Annotated in this window: 15 protein-coding genes; 11 read left to right on the top strand and 4 right to left on the bottom strand. The window is 31.0% G+C overall.

The features are described from left to right. The first annotated feature begins 68 nt into the window (after positions 1 to 68). The 8 genes from AB3G39_RS11685 (at position 69) to AB3G39_RS11650 (ending at position 9,848) form a co-directional block, all read left to right on the top strand. Positions 69 to 1,214: an N-acetylmuramoyl-L-alanine amidase gene (locus tag AB3G39_RS11685; RefSeq protein WP_369765240.1), complete on the top strand. Its 1,146-nt coding sequence runs from the start codon at positions 69 to 71 to the stop codon at positions 1,212 to 1,214. A gap of 48 nt (positions 1,215 to 1,262) precedes the next feature. Continuing rightward, positions 1,263 to 2,222 (top strand): MlaD family protein, encoded by a 960-nt coding sequence (locus AB3G39_RS11680; protein WP_369753611.1) that lies wholly within the window; start codon positions 1,263 to 1,265, stop codon positions 2,220 to 2,222. An 11-nt stretch (positions 2,223 to 2,233) separates the two neighbouring features. After that, positions 2,234 to 3,571 (top strand): 4Fe-4S dicluster domain-containing protein, encoded by a 1,338-nt coding sequence (locus AB3G39_RS11675; protein ID WP_369765239.1) that lies wholly within the window; start codon positions 2,234 to 2,236, stop codon positions 3,569 to 3,571. A gap of 87 nt (positions 3,572 to 3,658) precedes the next feature. After that, positions 3,659 to 4,450, top strand: coding sequence for a (Fe-S)-binding protein (locus AB3G39_RS11670; protein WP_367752597.1), 792 nt, complete (start codon positions 3,659 to 3,661; stop codon positions 4,448 to 4,450). A 173-nt stretch (positions 4,451 to 4,623) separates the two neighbouring features. Beyond that, positions 4,624 to 5,106, top strand: coding sequence for an ABC transporter ATPase (locus tag AB3G39_RS11665; RefSeq protein ID WP_367769291.1), 483 nt, complete (start codon positions 4,624 to 4,626; stop codon positions 5,104 to 5,106). A gap of 15 nt (positions 5,107 to 5,121) precedes the next feature. After that, a complete protein-coding gene (locus tag AB3G39_RS11660) occupies positions 5,122 to 8,115 on the top strand; it encodes a glycoside hydrolase family 3 N-terminal domain-containing protein (protein WP_369765238.1) in 2,994 nt (997 codons plus the stop codon). A gap of 111 nt (positions 8,116 to 8,226) precedes the next feature. Then, on the top strand, positions 8,227 to 9,396 hold the full coding sequence (gene bshA / locus AB3G39_RS11655) for an N-acetyl-alpha-D-glucosaminyl L-malate synthase BshA (protein WP_369753612.1): 1,170 nt from the start codon (positions 8,227 to 8,229) through the stop codon (positions 9,394 to 9,396). A gap of 23 nt (positions 9,397 to 9,419) precedes the next feature. Then, positions 9,420 to 9,848 carry a protease complex subunit PrcB family protein gene (locus AB3G39_RS11650; RefSeq protein WP_367752605.1) on the top strand — a complete coding sequence of 143 codons (429 nt, stop codon included), beginning with the start codon at positions 9,420 to 9,422 and terminating at the stop codon, positions 9,846 to 9,848. Positions 9,849 to 9,898: 50 nt separating this feature from the next. Here the strand turns inward: AB3G39_RS11650 and AB3G39_RS11645 are convergent, their stop codons facing one another. Both AB3G39_RS11645 and AB3G39_RS11640 read right to left on the bottom strand, forming a co-directional pair. Then, on the bottom strand, positions 9,899 to 10,402 hold the full coding sequence (locus AB3G39_RS11645) for a hypothetical protein (protein ID WP_367752607.1): 504 nt from the start codon (positions 10,400 to 10,402) through the stop codon (positions 9,899 to 9,901). A gap of 187 nt (positions 10,403 to 10,589) precedes the next feature. Further along, positions 10,590 to 11,414 carry a UDP-2,3-diacylglucosamine diphosphatase gene (locus AB3G39_RS11640; RefSeq protein WP_367769301.1) on the bottom strand — a complete coding sequence of 275 codons (825 nt, stop codon included), beginning with the start codon at positions 11,412 to 11,414 and terminating at the stop codon, positions 10,590 to 10,592. A 183-nt stretch (positions 11,415 to 11,597) separates the two neighbouring features. Between AB3G39_RS11640 and aroC the strand changes: the two genes are divergently transcribed. The 3 genes from aroC (at position 11,598) to AB3G39_RS11625 (ending at position 16,466) form a co-directional block, all read left to right on the top strand. Beyond that, positions 11,598 to 12,656 (top strand): chorismate synthase, encoded by a 1,059-nt coding sequence (gene aroC, locus AB3G39_RS11635; protein ID WP_367752611.1) that lies wholly within the window; start codon positions 11,598 to 11,600, stop codon positions 12,654 to 12,656. Between the two features lie 104 nt (positions 12,657 to 12,760). Next, entirely contained in the window at positions 12,761 to 14,047 is a 1,287-nt protein-coding gene (locus tag AB3G39_RS11630; RefSeq protein WP_367752613.1) for a dicarboxylate/amino acid:cation symporter, read from the top strand. A gap of 205 nt (positions 14,048 to 14,252) precedes the next feature. Beyond that, positions 14,253 to 16,466 carry a response regulator gene (locus AB3G39_RS11625; protein ID WP_369765237.1) on the top strand — a complete coding sequence of 738 codons (2,214 nt, stop codon included), beginning with the start codon at positions 14,253 to 14,255 and terminating at the stop codon, positions 16,464 to 16,466. A 70-nt stretch (positions 16,467 to 16,536) separates the two neighbouring features. On the opposite strand, the gene AB3G39_RS11620 is transcribed toward AB3G39_RS11625, so the two are convergent. After that, entirely contained in the window at positions 16,537 to 17,013 is a 477-nt protein-coding gene (locus AB3G39_RS11620) for an Hsp20/alpha crystallin family protein (RefSeq protein WP_369765236.1), read from the bottom strand. 170 nt (positions 17,014 to 17,183) lie between these two features. Further along, positions 17,184 to 18,443, bottom strand: coding sequence for a DEAD/DEAH box helicase (locus AB3G39_RS11615; protein WP_367769313.1), 1,260 nt, complete (start codon positions 18,441 to 18,443; stop codon positions 17,184 to 17,186). Between the last annotated feature and the right edge of the window lie 84 nt (positions 18,444 to 18,527).

The following is an 18,527-nucleotide window of genomic DNA, read 5'->3' as shown; positions in this document are numbered from 1 at the left end:
AATAAAAAAAATTATAACCGTAGTCTTTCATATAAATTAACTTTAGATTTATGCATATATTTTATAAGATGAAAATCATTATTCCTTTTTTACTATTTATAGTCACTTTTACAGGCTATGGCCAATCAAACATTTTTAAAGTAACCCTAGATGCCGGACATGGAGATCATGATTTTGGTGCCGTTTATAATGGGCATGTTGAAAAAAATATTGCTTTAGCGGTAGTACTGAAAGTTGGGAAGTTATTAGAAGCTAATTCAAAGGTGGATGTAACGTACACTAGAAAGACTGATGTTTTTATAGATTTGGTTGAAAGAGCCAATATCGCTAATAGAGCTGATGCTAATATTTTTGTTTCTATTCATTGTAATGCCAATAGAAATACTGCAGCAGATGGTACAGAGACCTATGTAATGGGTATGAATAAAATCGCATCTAATTTAGAGGCGGCTAAGAAGGAAAACTCGGTTATTACTTTAGAGAAGGATTATAAACGAAAATATGAAGGATTTGATCCAAATTCTCCCGAAACAATGATTGGAATGACCTTAATGCAAGAAGAGTATTTAGATAATAGTATTACTCTTGCAAGTAAAATTGAAGAAGCATTTGGTGGTTTAGGAAAAAGAATTAGAGGTGGTGGTGTAAAGCAAGCTCCTTTTATGGTTCTTCATAAAGCGTATATGCCAAGAGTGTTAATAGAGATGGGATTTATCTCTAATTTTACTGAAGGAAATTTATTAGATTCAGAGGATGGTCAAAATGAAATTGCCAAAGCTATTGCAAGTGCAATTATGAGTTATAAAAATGAGTATTATGGCAATGGTTCAACTGAAACCTATGAAGCAAGACCATCACAAAGGAGCATCGATAAGCCAGCTAAGGACACTGCTACTCCCGTTAAAACTAAAGTTGTTTTAGAATCTGTGGAGTTAAAAAAAACTGCCTCCAGCCGAAATAATGAAATTCTTTTTAAAGTTCAAATTTCAGCAAGTAGTAGAAAATTAGATTTGGAACCTAGAAATTTTAGAGGATTAAAAAATATATCTTTAGACTATGAAAATAGAGTTTATAAATACATGTACGGTGAAACGTCTGATTATAATGAATCTAAAAGTTTATTAGAAGAAGCTAAAGCAAAGGGTTATGAATCGGCTTTTTTAATAGCATTTAAAAATGGTGAAAAAATCAGCATTCAAGAAGCTATTAAATAACTATAAGTTCGAATTTTTTATATTAAATTTGTACAAAATACTTACATTTTGAAATTAACAAGAGAAATCAAGACAGCAATTTTAGTAATTGCTTCAATATTATTATTTATTTGGGGTTATAGTTTCTTAAAAGGGAGAGATCTTTTTACGAGTTATAAAACATTATATGTCGAATACCAATCAGTAGAAGGGTTAGCTAAATCAGCTCCAGTCACCTTAAATGGTTTAGTAATTGGTAAAGTGAACAGCATTACGATAAATGAAAATACAGGAAACTTATTAGTAGAATTACAAATCAAATCGGATTTTCCTATTTCTAAATCCAGTGTTGCTTCTATCTATGAACCAGGGTTAATTGCGGGCAAACAAATAGCAATTGAACCTAATTTTAAGGATAAGACCATTGCTCTTTCTGGTGAAAAGTTAACAGGGAATATTAAACTTGGACTTACTGATAAAGTAAGTGACCAGCTGGTCCCTCTCCAGGATAAATTAGAAAAAATAATGGATAATGCTGATAAGCTAATCAGTGGTGTCAATAACGTTTTAGATAAAAAAGCCCAAGATGATTTAAAGATTAGTTTAGCTGAATTAAGCAAAACAATGGAGCAATTTCATAAAGCATCTATCAGCATGAATGCCATCTTAGATGATAATAAAACTCAAATAAAAGGAGTTGTTACCAATTTCAATAAAATTTCGGGAGATTTTTCTAAAATATCAGATTCATTGAATAAAGCTGATTTAGGAAAAACGGTTAAAAACCTTAATGCGACATTAGCAAAAGTGGATGGTATTATGGACGGAATAAAATCTGGAAAAGGGACAATGGGTAAATTAGTAACCGATGATGCTTTGTATTCTAATTTAGCAAAAACATCTAAAGAGTTAGAGCTATTGCTACAAGATGTTAGACTTTATCCTACTAGGTATGTAAATGTTTCTCTTTTTGGGAAGAAGAACAAGCCTTATAAGGCTCCAGTTGCAGATACAATTTCAAAAAAATAAAACAACTATTTATGAGTTATTTAGACAATATATTATTTGCTATTGTTTTGATTATCGGTTTTGGTTATTTTTTTAATAATATTAAAAAAATAATTAGGAACATTAATCTTGGTATTGATGTAGATAGAAAAGATAATCCTAGCTCTCGTTGGAAAAACATGGCAATGATAGCTCTTGGTCAATCTAAAATGGTCAAAAGACCCATTGCTGGTGCGCTTCATATTGTTGTTTATTTGGGATTCATAATAATCAATATTGAGCTTGTAGAAATAATTATTGACGGTTTATTTGGTACTCATAGAATATTTGCCTTTTTAGGAACTGCTTATAATGTTTTAATTGGTTCTTTTGAAATATTGGCATTTTTGGTTTTGGTTGCAGTTACTGTTTTTTGGATCAGAAGAAACATTGTGAGATTAAAACGATTCATGAATCCTGAAATGAAAGGATTTCCAAAAAGTGATGCAAATTACATCCTCTATTTCGAAATGGTATTGATGACCTTATTCCTTTTGATGAATGCTTCTGATCTGCATTTGCAAAATGTACCAGGAGGTTTCTCTCATTTTATTCAAGCGGGTTCGTTTCCAATAAGTCAATTCATTGAGCCTTTGTTTAATGGTGTGTCAAATGAATTTGTGATGTTGTTGACTGAAATATTCTGGTGGCTACATATAGTAGGTATTTTAGTATTTATGAACTATTTGTATTTTTCAAAACACTTACACATACTATTAGCTTTCCCAAACACCTATTTTGCAAATTTAAAACCATTGGGACAATTTGATAATTTAGAAGCAGTTACTACAGAAGTAAAAATGATGATGGATCCTAATGCTGATCCATTTGCAGCAGCGCCAGCTCCAGTAGAAGGAGAATTGCCAGCTAAATTTGGAGCAAGCGATATTCAGGATTTAAACTGGGTACAATTGTTAAACGCCTATACCTGTACAGAATGTGGCCGTTGTACATCATCTTGTCCAGCAAATCAAACAGGGAAGAAATTATCTCCTCGTAAGATCATGATGGATACTAGAGATAGAATGGAAGAAGTAGGTAAAAATATTGATGCAAACAAAGGTGTTTTTATTCCGGATAATAAAACATTATTAAACGATTATATTACACCTGAGGAATTGTGGGCTTGTACATCTTGTAATGCATGTGTTGAAGAATGTCCAGTTAATATAAGTCCTCTTTCGATTATTATGGATATGCGTCGTTATTTAGTTATGGAGCAAAGTGCAGCACCAATGCCACTAAATGCAATGATGACAAATATTGAAAATAATGGGGCACCATGGCAGTTTAATCAACAAGATAGATTGAATTGGAAAAATGAAGATTAATATTTTAAGGTACTTTGTTAATAGCTTTTACTACTTTAAAATTATAAGATAACCGGTTAGTTTGAAAACTGAATAAAATAACACAAAATGTCAGAAAATTTAATAGTGCCAACTATGGCAGAGATGCTTGCTCAAGGAAAACAGCCAGAAGTGTTGTTTTGGGTAGGTTGCGCAGGAAGTTTTGATGATAGAGCAAAAAAAATTACTAAAGCATTTGTTCGAATTTTAAATCGTGCTAATGTACCTTTTGCTGTACTTGGTACAGAAGAAAGTTGCACAGGAGATCCTGCAAAAAGAGCAGGAAATGAATTTTTGTTTCAAATGCAGGCCATGATGAACATTGAAGTTTTGAATGGATATGAGGCAAAGAAAATAGTGACCGCCTGTCCGCATTGTTTTAATACTTTGAAAAATGAATACCCTGAATTAGGAGGTAAATACGAAGTAATTCACCATACTGAGTTTTTAAAATCATTATTAGATACTGGTAGACTGACTATTGAAGGAGGACAGTTTAAAGGAAAGAAAATTACTTTTCATGACCCGTGTTATTTAGGAAGAGCAAATAATGTGTATGAAGCTCCAAGAGATTTAATTTCAAAATTGGATGCTGAATTAGTTGAAATGAAACGTTCAAAAGTAAATGGACTTTGTTGTGGTGCTGGTGGTGCTCAAATGTTTAAAGATGCTGAACCTGGTAATAAGGAAGTAAATGTTTTAAGAACTGAAGATGCATTGGAAGTGCAACCAAACATTATTGCTACTGGATGTCCTTTTTGTAATACAATGATGACTGATGGTATTAAAAACAAAGAAAAAGAAGCTGATGTTAAAGTAATGGACATAGCGGAATTAATTGCAAATGCGCAAGATCTATAAGAGAGCGTCATCATTATTAGTTTGTAGTTTTATTTTATTCTAGTTTAATACTATGAATTCCAAACTAGATTAGCTGTTTGCAAAAATGCTTTTTAATAATATTAATTATACTATAAAACGAGATTAGTTTTCATTCAGAAATCTAAAATCGTTTTTCTAAAATCATAAATCATATGTACGTACCATTTGAAAATTTACCCGAAGAATCCAGAATTTGGATTTACCAATCGAATAGAAAATTTTCGGATGCCGAGTTTTCCGAAATCGAAGTTGCTTTAAATACTTTTCTTGAAGGTTGGGCAGCTCATGGAACTAGTTTAGAATCTTCGTACCAATTAAAATACAATAGATTTATTATTATTGCTGTGAATCAGGATGTTCAGGCGGCAACAGGATGTTCAATCGATTCATCAGTTGAATTTATTCAAAGTTTGGAGCAAAAATATTCAGTAGATTTATTGGATAAAATGAATGTTACTTTTAAACTAGGAGAACATATTGCTCATAAGCCATTAATAGATTTCAAAAAAATGGTTAAAGATAAAGCTGTTACTGAAAACACTATTGTTTTTAATAATTTAGTGAACAATATCGAGGAATATAATGAATCATGGGAGGTTCCAGCTTTAGACAGTTGGCACAGTCGATTTTTCTAAAATAAAAATACTTTAATGAAAAATATAGGCATCAGAAATTCTTTTCTTTATGTCTTATTTTTTTTTGTAGCCAGTTGTATTGGTACAAAAAATAATAAGCCGAAAGTCGTTTTTTCTCATATTCCAACAGAGGTTAGTGATTTTAAAATTGATAAATCCAAAGAAGAGACTTCCCTTTTTAAGTTGTCTCGTGATGGGAATAAATGGGTTGACAGTATATATAGCGGACTCTCATTTGATGAAAAATTAGGGCAGTTATTTATGGTAGCGGCATATTCAAATAAAGATGCTGCTCATGAAAATGCGATTGATAAACTAATTACAGAAAACAAAATTGGAGGATTAATATTCTTTCAAGGCGGTCCTGTTCGTCAAGCAAAATTGACCAATCGGTATCAGTCTAAATCCAAAACACCTTTATTTATAGGAAATGATGCGGAGTGGGGTTTAAGTATGCGACTGGATTCTACCTATAGTTATCCTTATAATATGACTTTGGGTGCTGTTCAGGATATTAAGTTGATTGAAAAAATGGGTGAACAAATTGGGGATCAAAGTAAAAGATTGGGACTTCAGTTCAACTTTGCTCCAGTACTTGACATCAATACCAATCCCAATAATCCTATTATTGGATTTCGTTCTTTTGGAGAAGATAAATACAATGTCACCGAAAGAGCTATTGCACTCATGAAAGGGTTTCAAAGTAAAGGAATATTTGCAACAGGAAAACATTTTCCAGGTCATGGTGATACGGAAACAGATTCTCATAAAGGGTTACCTACTGTGAATTTTTCAAAAGAAAGACTCGAAATCATGGAGTTTTGGCCTTATAAAAAAGCTTTTGAAGAAGGATTGTCTTCTGTTATGGTGGCACATCTAAATGTTCCAAGTTTAGAATCAAGACCCAATTATCCATCTTCGATTTCCTATAATGTTGTAACTAATGTTCTTCAAAAAGAATTAGGATTTAAAGGTCTAATTTTTACTGATGCACTGAATATGAAAGCAGTGAGCAATTATAAAAAGCCAGGTGAAGTGGATTTAGATGCTTTTTTGGCTGGAAATGATATTTTATTATTTCCTGAAGATGGTCCAGTGGCTTTAGAAACATTAAAAAAAGCGTATCAGGATTCTTTGTTTACCGCAGAAAGATTGGATTTCTCGGTTAAGAAAATTTTAAAATTTAAATATTTGGCAGGCTTGAATTCATATAAGCCTATTGAGATTTCAAATTTGTACCAAGATCTTAATTCGTCAAAAAATGATGCATTGCAATATGAATTGTATGAAAATGCAATTACAGTTTTAAAAAATGAAACATCTATTTTGCCTATTAAGAATTTAGAAAATCAAAAGATTGCGTATGTAAAAATGGGTGATGCTACAAACAGTACTTTTGTTTCAACATTAAAAAAATATACAGAGGTTACTGAGATTACGGATACCAACATAGATAGTTTGCAATCTAAATTAAAACAGTTTAATACCGTAATTATAGGATATCATAAATCGGATGCTGCTTTTAAGAACCATGATTTTAAACCATCGGAATTAGTAAAATTGGCTTCATTGGCCAAAAATAATAATGTAATTCTGGATGTTTTTGCATCTCCATATTCATTAATTCCTGTGACCGATTTTAATGATTTTAAAGGGATTATAGTTTCCTATCAAAACAGTGCAATTGCACAAGAAGTTTCGGCTGAATTGATTTTTGGTGCCATAAGCGCTAAAGGAAAATTGCCAGTTTCAATTTCTAATAGTTTTAATGCCAATTTTGGTTTAACTACTGAAAAATTAAATGTATTAGGTTTCACTGCTCCTGAAAACGTGGGAATGAACCCTTTAGTTTTAGCAAAAATTGACAACCTAGCACGCAAAGCAATAAATGGTAAAATGACGCCTGGATTACAGATTTTGGTGGCTAGAAAAGGGAAAGTAATTTATCAAAAATCATTTGGAAGTCCAACCTATGATTCTGCTGTAAAAGTTACTAATTCAGATGTTTACGATGTGGCTTCATTGACCAAAATACTATCTACATTGCCCAATGTGATGGTACAATACGATCAGCAGAAGATAAACATGGAAACTAGATTGGATTCGATGTTGCCTATTTTTAAAAACTCAAATAAAGCTGATATTCATTTTAAAGAGTTATTATCCCATTATGCTAGATTGCAACCTTGGATTCCTTTTTATAAGGCTACAATTGATAAAAATGGAAATCCATTGGATAAATATTACAAGAAAGTTCAGGAACCTAATTTTGCTGTAAAAATTGCTGACAGCCTGTTTTTAAGATCGGATTATAATGATACGATTATGAAATTGATTGTTGACAGTAAATTATTACCCCAAAAAAAATACAAATACAGTGATTTTACGTTTATGATTTTGAAGGAATATTTGGAAAAAGCAACAGGAAAAAAATTAGATGTTCTAAGTACGGAGAATTTTTATAAACCACTGGGTACTAATAATACGATGTACAATCCGCTTGGAAAAATCAATAAAAATAGAATAATACCAACAGAAATTGATACGTATTTCCGTCATCAAATAATCCAAGGTTATGTTCATGATATGGGAGCAGCTATGGAAGGTGGCGTTGGAGGCCATGCTGGTATTTTTTCAAATAGTATGGATGTTGCCAAAATAATGCAGTTGTACCTTCAAAAAGGGAATTATGGCAATCATCAATATTTTTCTGAAAAGACATTTAATGACTTTAACACCTGCTATTTTTGTTCTGAAGGGAATAGGAGGGGAGTAGGGTTTGATAAACCACAACTAGGAACTAGCGGTCCAACTTGTGGTTGTGCTTCGATGACTAGTTTTGGACATACAGGATTTACGGGAACAATGGCTTGGGCTGATCCCGAAACTGATATTGTTTATATCTTTTTATCGAATAGGACATTTCCAGCTGAATCAGCCAATAAATTATCAAAAGAAAATATACGCGAAGACATTCAAGAATTAATATATCAGGCTATTGAAAATTGATTATTATAATTAAATTATTTTTTATTAATTAGGAATCATTAGTAGCATTTTTTGATTAAAAACAGAATGGCATCGCAATTTTCCTTAAATTCGTTTTATTAAAATATACCCATGAAAATTGCAATAGTTTGTTATCCTACATTTGGAGGAAGTGGCGTTGTAGCTACAGAGTTAGGCCTTGAATTAGCTAGACTAGGACATGAAATCCATTTTATTACTTATAGTCAACCAGTACGTTTGGCATTATTGAATCCCAATGTTCATTATCACGAAGTGAATGTACCGGAATATCCTTTATTTCATTATCAACCCTATGAATTGGCTTTATCTAGTAAGCTAGTTGACATGGTGAAACTACATAAAATTGAAATATTGCACGTGCATTATGCCATTCCACATGCTTATGCAGGATATATGGCTAAACAAATGCTTAAGGACGAAGGTATTGAGATCCCTATGGTGACTACGCTTCATGGAACTGATATTACTTTAGTAGGGAATCACCCATTTTATAAACCAGCAGTTAGTTTTAGCATCAATAAATCGGATGTGGTAACTTCTGTCTCCCAAAGTTTAAAGGATGATACTTATAAATTATTCAATATTAAAAGAGACATACATGTTATACCCAATTTTATTGAATTAGATAAAAATAATACTGATCCTAGTATTGCTTGTCACCGTTCCGTAATGGCAAAACCAACGGAGCGTATTATTACACACATCAGTAATTTTAGAAAAGTAAAAAGGATTCCAGATGTAATTAAAATATTTTATAAAATTCAAAAAGAAATTCCTGCTAAATTAATGATGGTGGGAGATGGTCCTGAAAAGGAAAAGGCAGAATATTTATGCCAAGAATTAGGGATTTTGGATAAAGTAATCTTTTTTGGTAATAGTAATGAGATCGATAAAATATTAAGCTATACCGATTTGTTCTTATTACCCTCTGAAACAGAGAGTTTTGGACTTGCAGCACTTGAAGCCATGGCTTGGAGTGTTCCTGTAATTTCAAGTAATTCGGGTGGTTTATCTGAAGTTAATTTTGACGGAATTTCAGGGTATCTAAGTGATGTAGGAAATACTGATGAAATGGCTGAGAATGCATTGAAAATTTTAAGTGATGAAGAAATACTTTTAAAATTTAAAGAAAATGCGTTATCAGTTGCAAAAAAATTCGATATCAAAAACATTTTGCCACTCTATGTTGAATTGTACCAAAAGGCAATAAAGAAATATTCGAAAAAAAATAAATTTCTGAGAGAAGCCAAAAAAGAATAATTCTTTAGAATTAAGATAAAAAAATGAAAAAAACAGCAATAGCATTATTTACTTTGACTTTGTTTTCCTGTGGGACTACTGTAACAAAGAGTACAGGAAAAAAAGCTTTATATGAGGTCTTAACTCAGCAGTCAGATGGTGGTGGAAACATTCATTTCTTTGAAATTCTTACGGAACCAAATGAAATTAGGATGTTGCAGAATGATAAAATGCTGAAAAATAAAATTAGCCCAACTGATGTTCAAAAATCAAATTTTGTCATTTTAAATATGGGAGAGAAAACTACAGGTGGATTTAAAATAACAGTTGAAAATGTAGTTGAAACGGATAAAAATGTAATTGTTACTGTAAAAGAAACTGAACCTGAAGCTGGGACAATAGTCACTCAAGGTTTTACTTATCCTTTTTGTGTAGTAAAAATAAATTCTAAAAAAGAAATTATAATTAAATAAAAAAATGCCACTATTTCTAGTGGCATTTTTTATATAATAAAACTAAGTTTTTAGAATTGGTATCTAACACTTAATGCGATGTCTGAACCATAATTGTTTTTGTAATATCCGTTTCCACCAAATTCTGGTCTAAAATCCAAAGATACTAACAAAGGAATGTCAAAGTTGTATTCTAATCCTACATCCCCTGCAGCAAAAGCAAAAGTATCATTGTAGTGATTTCCACCGTTGTCATAACTATAACTACCTAATCCACCACCTACACCAGCATACCAGTTGAAACCACCATCAATGTTCCAAACCCATTGGTACAAACCAGCTAATTTTATAGCATTGTCATCATAACCATTGTGATTAAAATCACTTCTGTTTCTCCAACCTAAATCTAATTCTAATCTATTGTTGCTTGATAAAGCTCTTTGGTAAGAAAGTTCTCCTCCAAATCCACCATTGTCACCAAAACGAAGTCCTAATGCATTTTTAGAGATATCTTGTGCCTGTGCGCTAAATGCTAAACCGATTAGCATAAAAGCAGATAAAATAATTTTTTTCATAAGTCAATTTTTGTTTTTACAAATGTACATAGCAATACAAACGATTCTTTTATACTATAATTCTTAATTGTTATATAATTTACATGTTTGTGAAAAGATTAGCACTGACCAAGTTCATTATACTAATAATTATCGCTATCAATTATGAGCTTAGTGCATTTTAATAAATGAAATACTAAACTGGAAGTTATTTCGATAAAAGGATTGAATTGACCAGTTCATTACTCAAAAGATCTTCCATTTCAAATAAATTTTCTTCTTCTGTATAATTAGTATCCTTATAATAATGTAGCTTCCATCGTTTTTTATTGTATTCCAAAGCGGTTAAGTTCTCCACCCAATCACCAGAATTTAAGTATAATGTCTTACCATTTTTATTTTCTTTTTTTATTATTTTTGGCTCATGTATATGTCCGCAAATTACATAATCGTATTTTTTTTCTATTGCAATATCAGTAGCCGTTTCTTCAAAATCCGATATGTGCTTTACTGCTTTCTTGACGCTTGCTTTGATTTTTTTAGAAAAAGAATAGGGTTCTTTTCCAAATCGTTTTAAACACCAATTAACAAAACGGTTTATTAGAATCAGATAGTCATAACCTAATCCACCTAGTTTTGCAATCCATTTAGCATGATGTACAGAAGCATCAAATACATCGCCATGAAATATCCACGCTTTTTTGTCGTCTAGTTCCAATACTAATTTATCAACCAAGGCAAAATTACCCATGTTCATGTCACTGAATTTCCGTAGCATTTCATCGTGATTTCCAGTGATATAATACACTTTTGTTCCTTTTGAAGCAAAGCTTATTATTTTTTGAATGACTTTTAGATGTGTTTTTGGAAAATACGATTTTCTAAATTGCCAGATATCAATAATATCTCCATTTAAAACTAGAATTTTAGGCTTTATGGAAGATAAATATTTGTTGAGTTCAATGGCATGGCTTCCAAAAGTTCCAAGATGAACATCAGATATAACAACCAATTCCACTTTTCTTTTTTTCAATTGTATTTAATTTGAAGTTTAACAAATGAATTCAATTAATCGCAATTGTATTTAACGATAAGGTTAATAATTTAGCTTTAATATTAATTAAAAGTCAATAAATGCTATTTGATTCTTAAAAGTTTAAACTTTTAATTTTTAAACTTTAAACTAAAATGCTACTTTTGTTCAAAACATATAATAATGGCAGGAAATAGCTACGGAACACTATTTAGAATAACCACTTTTGGTGAATCACATGGAGAAGCATTAGGTGGAATTATAGATGGTTGCCCATCAGGAATACAATTAGATTTAGAGGCAATTCAACTTGAAATGTCTAGAAGAAAACCAGGCCAATCGGCAATTGTTACGCAACGAAAAGAACCAGATGATGTTCAATTTTTATCAGGAATCTTTGAAGGTAAAACAACTGGAACACCAATAGGTTTTATTATTCCAAATACAAACCAAAAATCGGATGATTACTCCCATATAAAAGATAATTATAGACCTAGTCATGCTGATTATGTTTATGATCAAAAATATGGTTTTAGAGACTATAGAGGTGGAGGTAGAAGTTCTGCTCGTGAAACAGCAAGCAGAGTTGTTGCAGGTGCAATTGCAAAACAAATGTTGCCCGAAATAAAAATCAATGCTTATGTTTCTTCAGTAGGCCCCATATTTTTAGAAAAACCGTATCAAGATTTAGATTTTTCAAAAATAGAAAGTAATCCAGTACGTTGCCCAGATGAAGAGATGGCAGTTGTAATGGAAGATTATATTCGTGAAATTCGTAAAGAAGGGAATACTGTAGGTGGTACTGTAACTTGTGTGATACAAAATGTTCCCGTAGGATTAGGGGAACCTGTTTTTGATAAACTTCATGCTGAACTAGGTAAAGCAATGCTTTCCATAAATGCGGTAAAAGGATTTGAATATGGAAGTGGTTTCTGTGGTGCAAAGATGAAAGGAAGTGAACACAATGATTTATACAATACGGACGGAACTACCAAAACAAATCTTTCTGGAGGAATTCAAGGAGGAATTAGTAATGGAATGGATATTTATTTCAGAGTAGCATTTAAACCAGTTGCTACTATTATGCAAAAACAAGAATCATTAGATAATAAAGGTAATATTACCGAAATGACTGGTAAAGGTCGCCATGATCCTTGTGTTGTTCCACGTGCTGTTCCTATTGTTGAAGCAATGGCTGCCATTGTATTAGCTGATTTTTACTTGATCAATAAGACGTATTAATATGCACTATTTTTTTTCCGTTTAAAAAGAATTTAAAATATTTCTTATAATAGATTAAACCTGGGTTCAAATCCCAAACTAACCATTAAATAAAAAACCACTAGATGAATTCTACAGAAACAAAAAAGCCGTCAATCTTATCAAATTTGACTACACAAATACTTATTGCAATGATTTTAGGAATTGCTTTAGGTATCGTAATTCATAATACAATTTCAGAAGAAGGCGCTTTGGAGTTTAGTGATAAAATAAAAATTCTTGCTACCGTTTTTATTAGATTGGTACAAATGATTATTTCTCCACTAGTATTTACAACACTGGTAGTTGGTATTGCAAAATTAGGTAATGTGAGTGCAGTTGGAAGAATTGGAGGAAAAGCTTTGGCTTGGTTTTTTACGGCTTCATTTATTTCATTACTATTGGGAATGTTTTTTGTAAACACACTTAAACCTGGAGAGGGGCTTAACTTGTCAAATATTGATTTAGGTTCAGCATCAGAAGTGGCGGAAAATTCTAAAAGTATATCTTTTGATAATTTTATTGCCCATATAGTTCCCAAGAGTATTTTTGAAGCAATGGCAACAAATGAGATCCTTCAAATTGTGGTTTTTTCTATTTTCTTTGGTTTGGCAGCTGCCGCAATAGGAGATTATGTAAAACCGGTTGTTAATGGTTTAGACAAAATGTCACATATTATTCTAAAAATGGTGAATTATGTTATGAACTTTGCACCAATTGGAGTTTTTGGAGCTATCGCAGGAGTTTTTGCTGTTAGAGATTTTCAAGAACTAGCTATCACTTATTTTAAATTTTTCGGATCTTTTTTAATAGGAATTTCATCCCTTTGGGTTGTATTAATAGCGGTTGGTTATATTTTTCTAAAAAGCAGAATGACCGTTTTGCTTAAAAGAATTGTTAGCCCATTGATTATAGCTTTTGGAACAACAAGTAGTGAAGCCGTTTTTCCTAAATTGACTGAAGAGCTAGAACGTTTTGGAGTAAAAGACAAAATTGTTTCCTTCATGTTACCTTTAGGATATTCATTTAATCTTGATGGAAGTATGATGTATATGACTTTTGCTAGTATTTTTATTGCTCAAGCTTATGGAGTTCATTTAGATTTAGGGACTCAAATGACGATGCTTTTAGTTTTAATGCTTACAAGCAAAGGAATTGCAGGTGTGCCTAGAGCAAGTTTAGTAGTTGTTGCTGCTACTTGTGGTATGTTTGATATTCCAATTGAAGGTATTGCATTAATATTACCAATTGATCATTTTTGTGATATGTTTAGAAGTGCTACTAATGTATTAGGAAATGCATTGGCAACATCAGTAGTAGGAAGCTGGGAAAACGATGATGATTTAGAAGCGGTTCCAGTTGATGTCAATTAATTAGTTATCATTTTATTTAAAATAAAAAAGCAGTTACAAGGTATTCTTGTAACTGCTTTTTTTATAGTTTTATTTTTTAAGAATATTCTTTCAGTAAAATTTATTTTTTTTTAAAATATTTTTACTTATCAAGTCTATTCTCTTTTTAAATTATTGATACTTAATGTTTAAATAAAAATGTATATTTGATAAAATTAAAATTTCTATGCTCCAATCAAGAATTATTTTTTTTATTTTCTTTTCATTAAATCTTTTTAGCAGCAATTCTGTTACCGATAAAATAAAACCATCAAGAAAGGAAATTGTTAATCTTACTAATAAGGCCTCACAATACTTGCAAGAGTTTAATTATGAAAAATCATTTGCTACTGCAAGAAAAGCATTAAAACACTCTATAGATGCTAAGGATGATATCTTAATTGCAAAATCCTATAATACAATTGCAGGTAATTATGATGAATTATCAGAGTATGATAAAGCTATATTTTTCTATAAAAAAGGGCTGTTTTATGCCAATAAAACAAGTAATGATACTGTTAAGAATAGTATAAATAATAATCTAGGGAACATTTATTGTTTTGAAGTTAATCAACTTGCAAAAGGGTTAAATTATTATAAAAAATCACTAGACTATAGTTTAAAAATAGCCGACTCAAGTCAAATTTACATAACTAAAATGAATATTGCTTGGGCCTATTTTTATATTGGTAATTTTAAAAATGGAAAGCCGTATTTAGATTTTATTACTAAATACAAAAATAGGTTGGGTGATAATACTACAATTGTTGCTTTAAACATGTTAAATGGAATGTATTATACGAGTACATCAGACTATGATAAAGCAAATTCCTTTTTTATTGATGCTATTAAGCTTGGTAATAGTGGAATTGAAAAATCGGATTTGTCTTATTCGCATGAAGAATATGCCAAATTATTATTAAAAACAGGTAAATATAAAGAAGCATACGAAAACTTGGCCTTGTTTAATAAAATAAGAAAAGAACTTGAGCAATCAGATAAATTGAAGAGGGCAGAAGTTATAGGAGTGAACTTAGAGCTAGATGAATATAAGAGAAAAGTTGATAAAATTGAAAATGAAAAAGATTTACAATATCAAAGTTTGAAAAAATCTAGAATTATAGTTTTTCTATTCATAATTGCTTTTAGTGTTGTATTGCTACTACTTTATACCGTTTATAAAAATTATAATTTTAAGAAAAAAAAGAATGCCGAACTTGTTATAGCCAATGAAGAGTTAAGTATTGCAAAAGAAAAAGCGGAAGTTGCTTCTCAACTTAAATCACAATTTGTTTCAACAATAAGTCATGAATTACGAACTCCATTATACGGTGTAGTTGGAATTACAAATATGTTATTGGATGAACACAAAGAACTAGCGGATAGTCCTCATTTAAGTTCTCTTAAATTTTCTGCTCGTTATCTATTATCACTCGTTAATGATGTATTGCAAATTAATAAAATTGAAGAAAATCGAATTGTTCTTGAAAGTTTAACTTTTAATATTACTGATGAGATAAATATGATTAAAAATTCTTTGTCTTTTATTGCGAAGAATCATAATAATGAAATTAATGTTACTATTGACCCTGCGATTCCGGAGTATTTAATTGGAGATAAACTTCGTTTTTCTCAAATAATAATAAATTTAGTCAGTAATGCATTGAAATTTACTGATAATGGAAAGGTTGACATTTCGGCTAACTTGATTAAAGTAGAAAATAAATTTAATTATATTGAATTTAAAATTCAAGATAATGGTGTTGGAATAGCTATCGAAGATCAGGAAAAAATATTTGAAAAATTTGTACAAGTTGGAAGGAAAGAGATTGATTATCAAGGTACAGGTTTAGGGCTATCTATCGTAAAACGATTGTTAGAACTGTTTAATAGCGCTATATCACTTCAAAGTGAAATAGGAAAAGGAACTACTTTTATCTTTGAAATTGCATTTGAATGTGATCCGGCGAAGACTGTTGAAATTATTAATAAAATTCATGTTGACTTGACATCAAGTGAAATTTTTTCAGTTCTTGTAGTAGATGATAACACAATTAATCAACTGATTACAAAAAAAATAATTGAAAAAAACAACTATAAATGCAGCGTTGTAAGCTCTGGTTTTTTGGCTTTAGAGATTCTCGAAAAAGAAACTTTTGATGTCATTTTAATGGATATTAATATGCCTTTAATGAATGGGTTTGAAACCACAAGGCACGTTCGTAATATGGGAATAAAAACACCTATTGTTGCATTGACAGCATTTGATAAAGATGAAATTATTGAAGAGTCATTATCAGCTGGATTTAATGATATAATTGTGAAACCCTTCGAGTCAGTTATATTATTTAAAACAATAAATAATCTTATTTACAAAGAAAAAGAATCTTGTTTAATATGATTTAACTAAAAAAAAACACCTAAAGTATAATTTTAGATGTTTTTTGAAAGAGATGAAATTTCCTTTTATCTTATTTTATAGCTATGTTTTTAGCCATTTTTTTCGTACTTCCTTCTTTTTTTGCAATTTCGACATGAAGTATGCCGTCTTTATAATTAGCATTAATGTTGTTTTCATCGGCATAATCAGGAAGGCTAAAGGTTCTACAGAAAGATTGATAGTTAAACTCTTTTCTGTAATAATTTCCTTTTTTTCTAGTTTCTTCTTTTTCTTCCTCTTTTTCTGAAGAAATGGAAAGAATGTTATTATCGATTTCAACTTTAAAGTCTTCTTTTTTTAAACCTGGAGCAGCTAGTTCAACTTCAATTTTTTTATCTGTTTCTTTTAAATTGACAGAGGGCAAACTACTACCTACAGTCGAAAAATTCTTATCGGTCCAATCCATAATATCTCTTGATAAAATATCATCAAAAAAGGGATTTAGAGTTGGTAACAAACTAGAAGTTACTAACGGCGAATAACTGTTTCTTTTTACAAGTGCTTCCATAATTTATTTAGTTTTAAATGATTATTAATTAATTCTAAAATTAAATAAAAATCAAATCTAAAACAAAACTATAACAGTTAATTAACTGTTTATCAAGTATTTACTCATAAAAAAACCATTTACAATTGTTGTAAATGGTTTTTTTATTATGCCTAAATATAGTATGGTTTTTAATACCATCGTTTTTTATTCTGTTTTGAAGCATCAGATTTCCTTGATTTGTGAGCACCGCCACTTCGATTTGAATTTTTTGGTTTGTTAGATGTTCCTGGAGCAGTTTCAGGACTACCTGAGTGCCATGGATAGGGATGATCACTAACCGTTTTTACATCTACTTTAATTAATTTTTGAATATCCTTCCAATACCCATGTTCGTCTTTACTGCAAAAAGAAATTGATATCCCACCATTTCCTGCGCGTCCTGTTCTACCAATACGGTGAACATAAGTTTCTGGTATATTGGGCAAGTCAAAATTAATAACATAGGGCAATTGATCAATATCAATACCGCGAGCAGCAATGTCAGTAGCTACAAGCACTCCAACTTCTTTATTTTTGAATGCTTCTAAAACGCGTTGTCTCGCATTTTGAGATTTATCACCATGTATGGCTTCAGCTGCAATATTATTTTTTCGTAATGCTTTTACAACATTATCTGCACCGTGTTTTGTCCTTGAAAAAACTAAAACATCTGACAAGTCTTGATTTTTAATCAAGTGATATAACAAGTTTCTTTTTTCCGTTTTTTCAACAAAGTAAACATGTTGTTCTACATTTTCAGCTGTTGATGACACTGGGGAAACTGTTACTGTTTCAGGATTTGTTAAAAACATTTCGGCCAATTCTCGAATAGCCATTGGCATAGTGGCAGAGAAAAATAAGGTTTGTCTATTTTTAGGTGTTAGTTTGACGATTTTTTTCACATCATTTACAAATCCCATGTCAAGCATTTGGTCTGCTTCATCAAGAACTAATGTATGTAAATGGTCTAAGTCAATAAAACCTTGTTTATGTAAATCAAGTAACCTTCCAGGTGTAGCAATTAAAATGTCAATACCATTTTTTAATGTATCGACTTGTGGGTTTTGCGAAACTCCTCCAAAAATGGTAAGCTGAGTTAAATTGGTATATTTAGCATAAGTATCAAAACTTTGCCCTATTTGAACTGCTAGCTCTCTTGTAGGTGTGACCACTAGCGCACGAATTTGTTTAGCTTTTTTAGAAGAGCCAACAATACGATGTAATTGATGTATAATGGGGATTGCAAATGCTGCTGTTTTTCCAGTTCCTGTTTGTGCACAGCCGATCATATCTTTTCCAGCCAAAACTAGCGGAATAGATTGCTCTTGAATAGGAGTGGGATTGATATAGCCTTGTTCAAATACGGCTTTTTGTATACTTTTTGAAAGTGATAAATCTTCGAATAACATATTTTTGAAATTAAATATCTTGTATTATGTACATAGATAGATTTGCAAAGATAGTGTTATTTATCGATTCGCTTAATTTGTTGT

This window comes from Flavobacterium sp. WC2416, assembly GCF_041200095.1.
GTDB lineage: Bacteria > Bacteroidota > Bacteroidia > Flavobacteriales > Flavobacteriaceae > Flavobacterium.
Note: the sequence above shows the minus strand (reverse complement) of the source record. Positions and strands in the feature narration are given on the sequence as shown.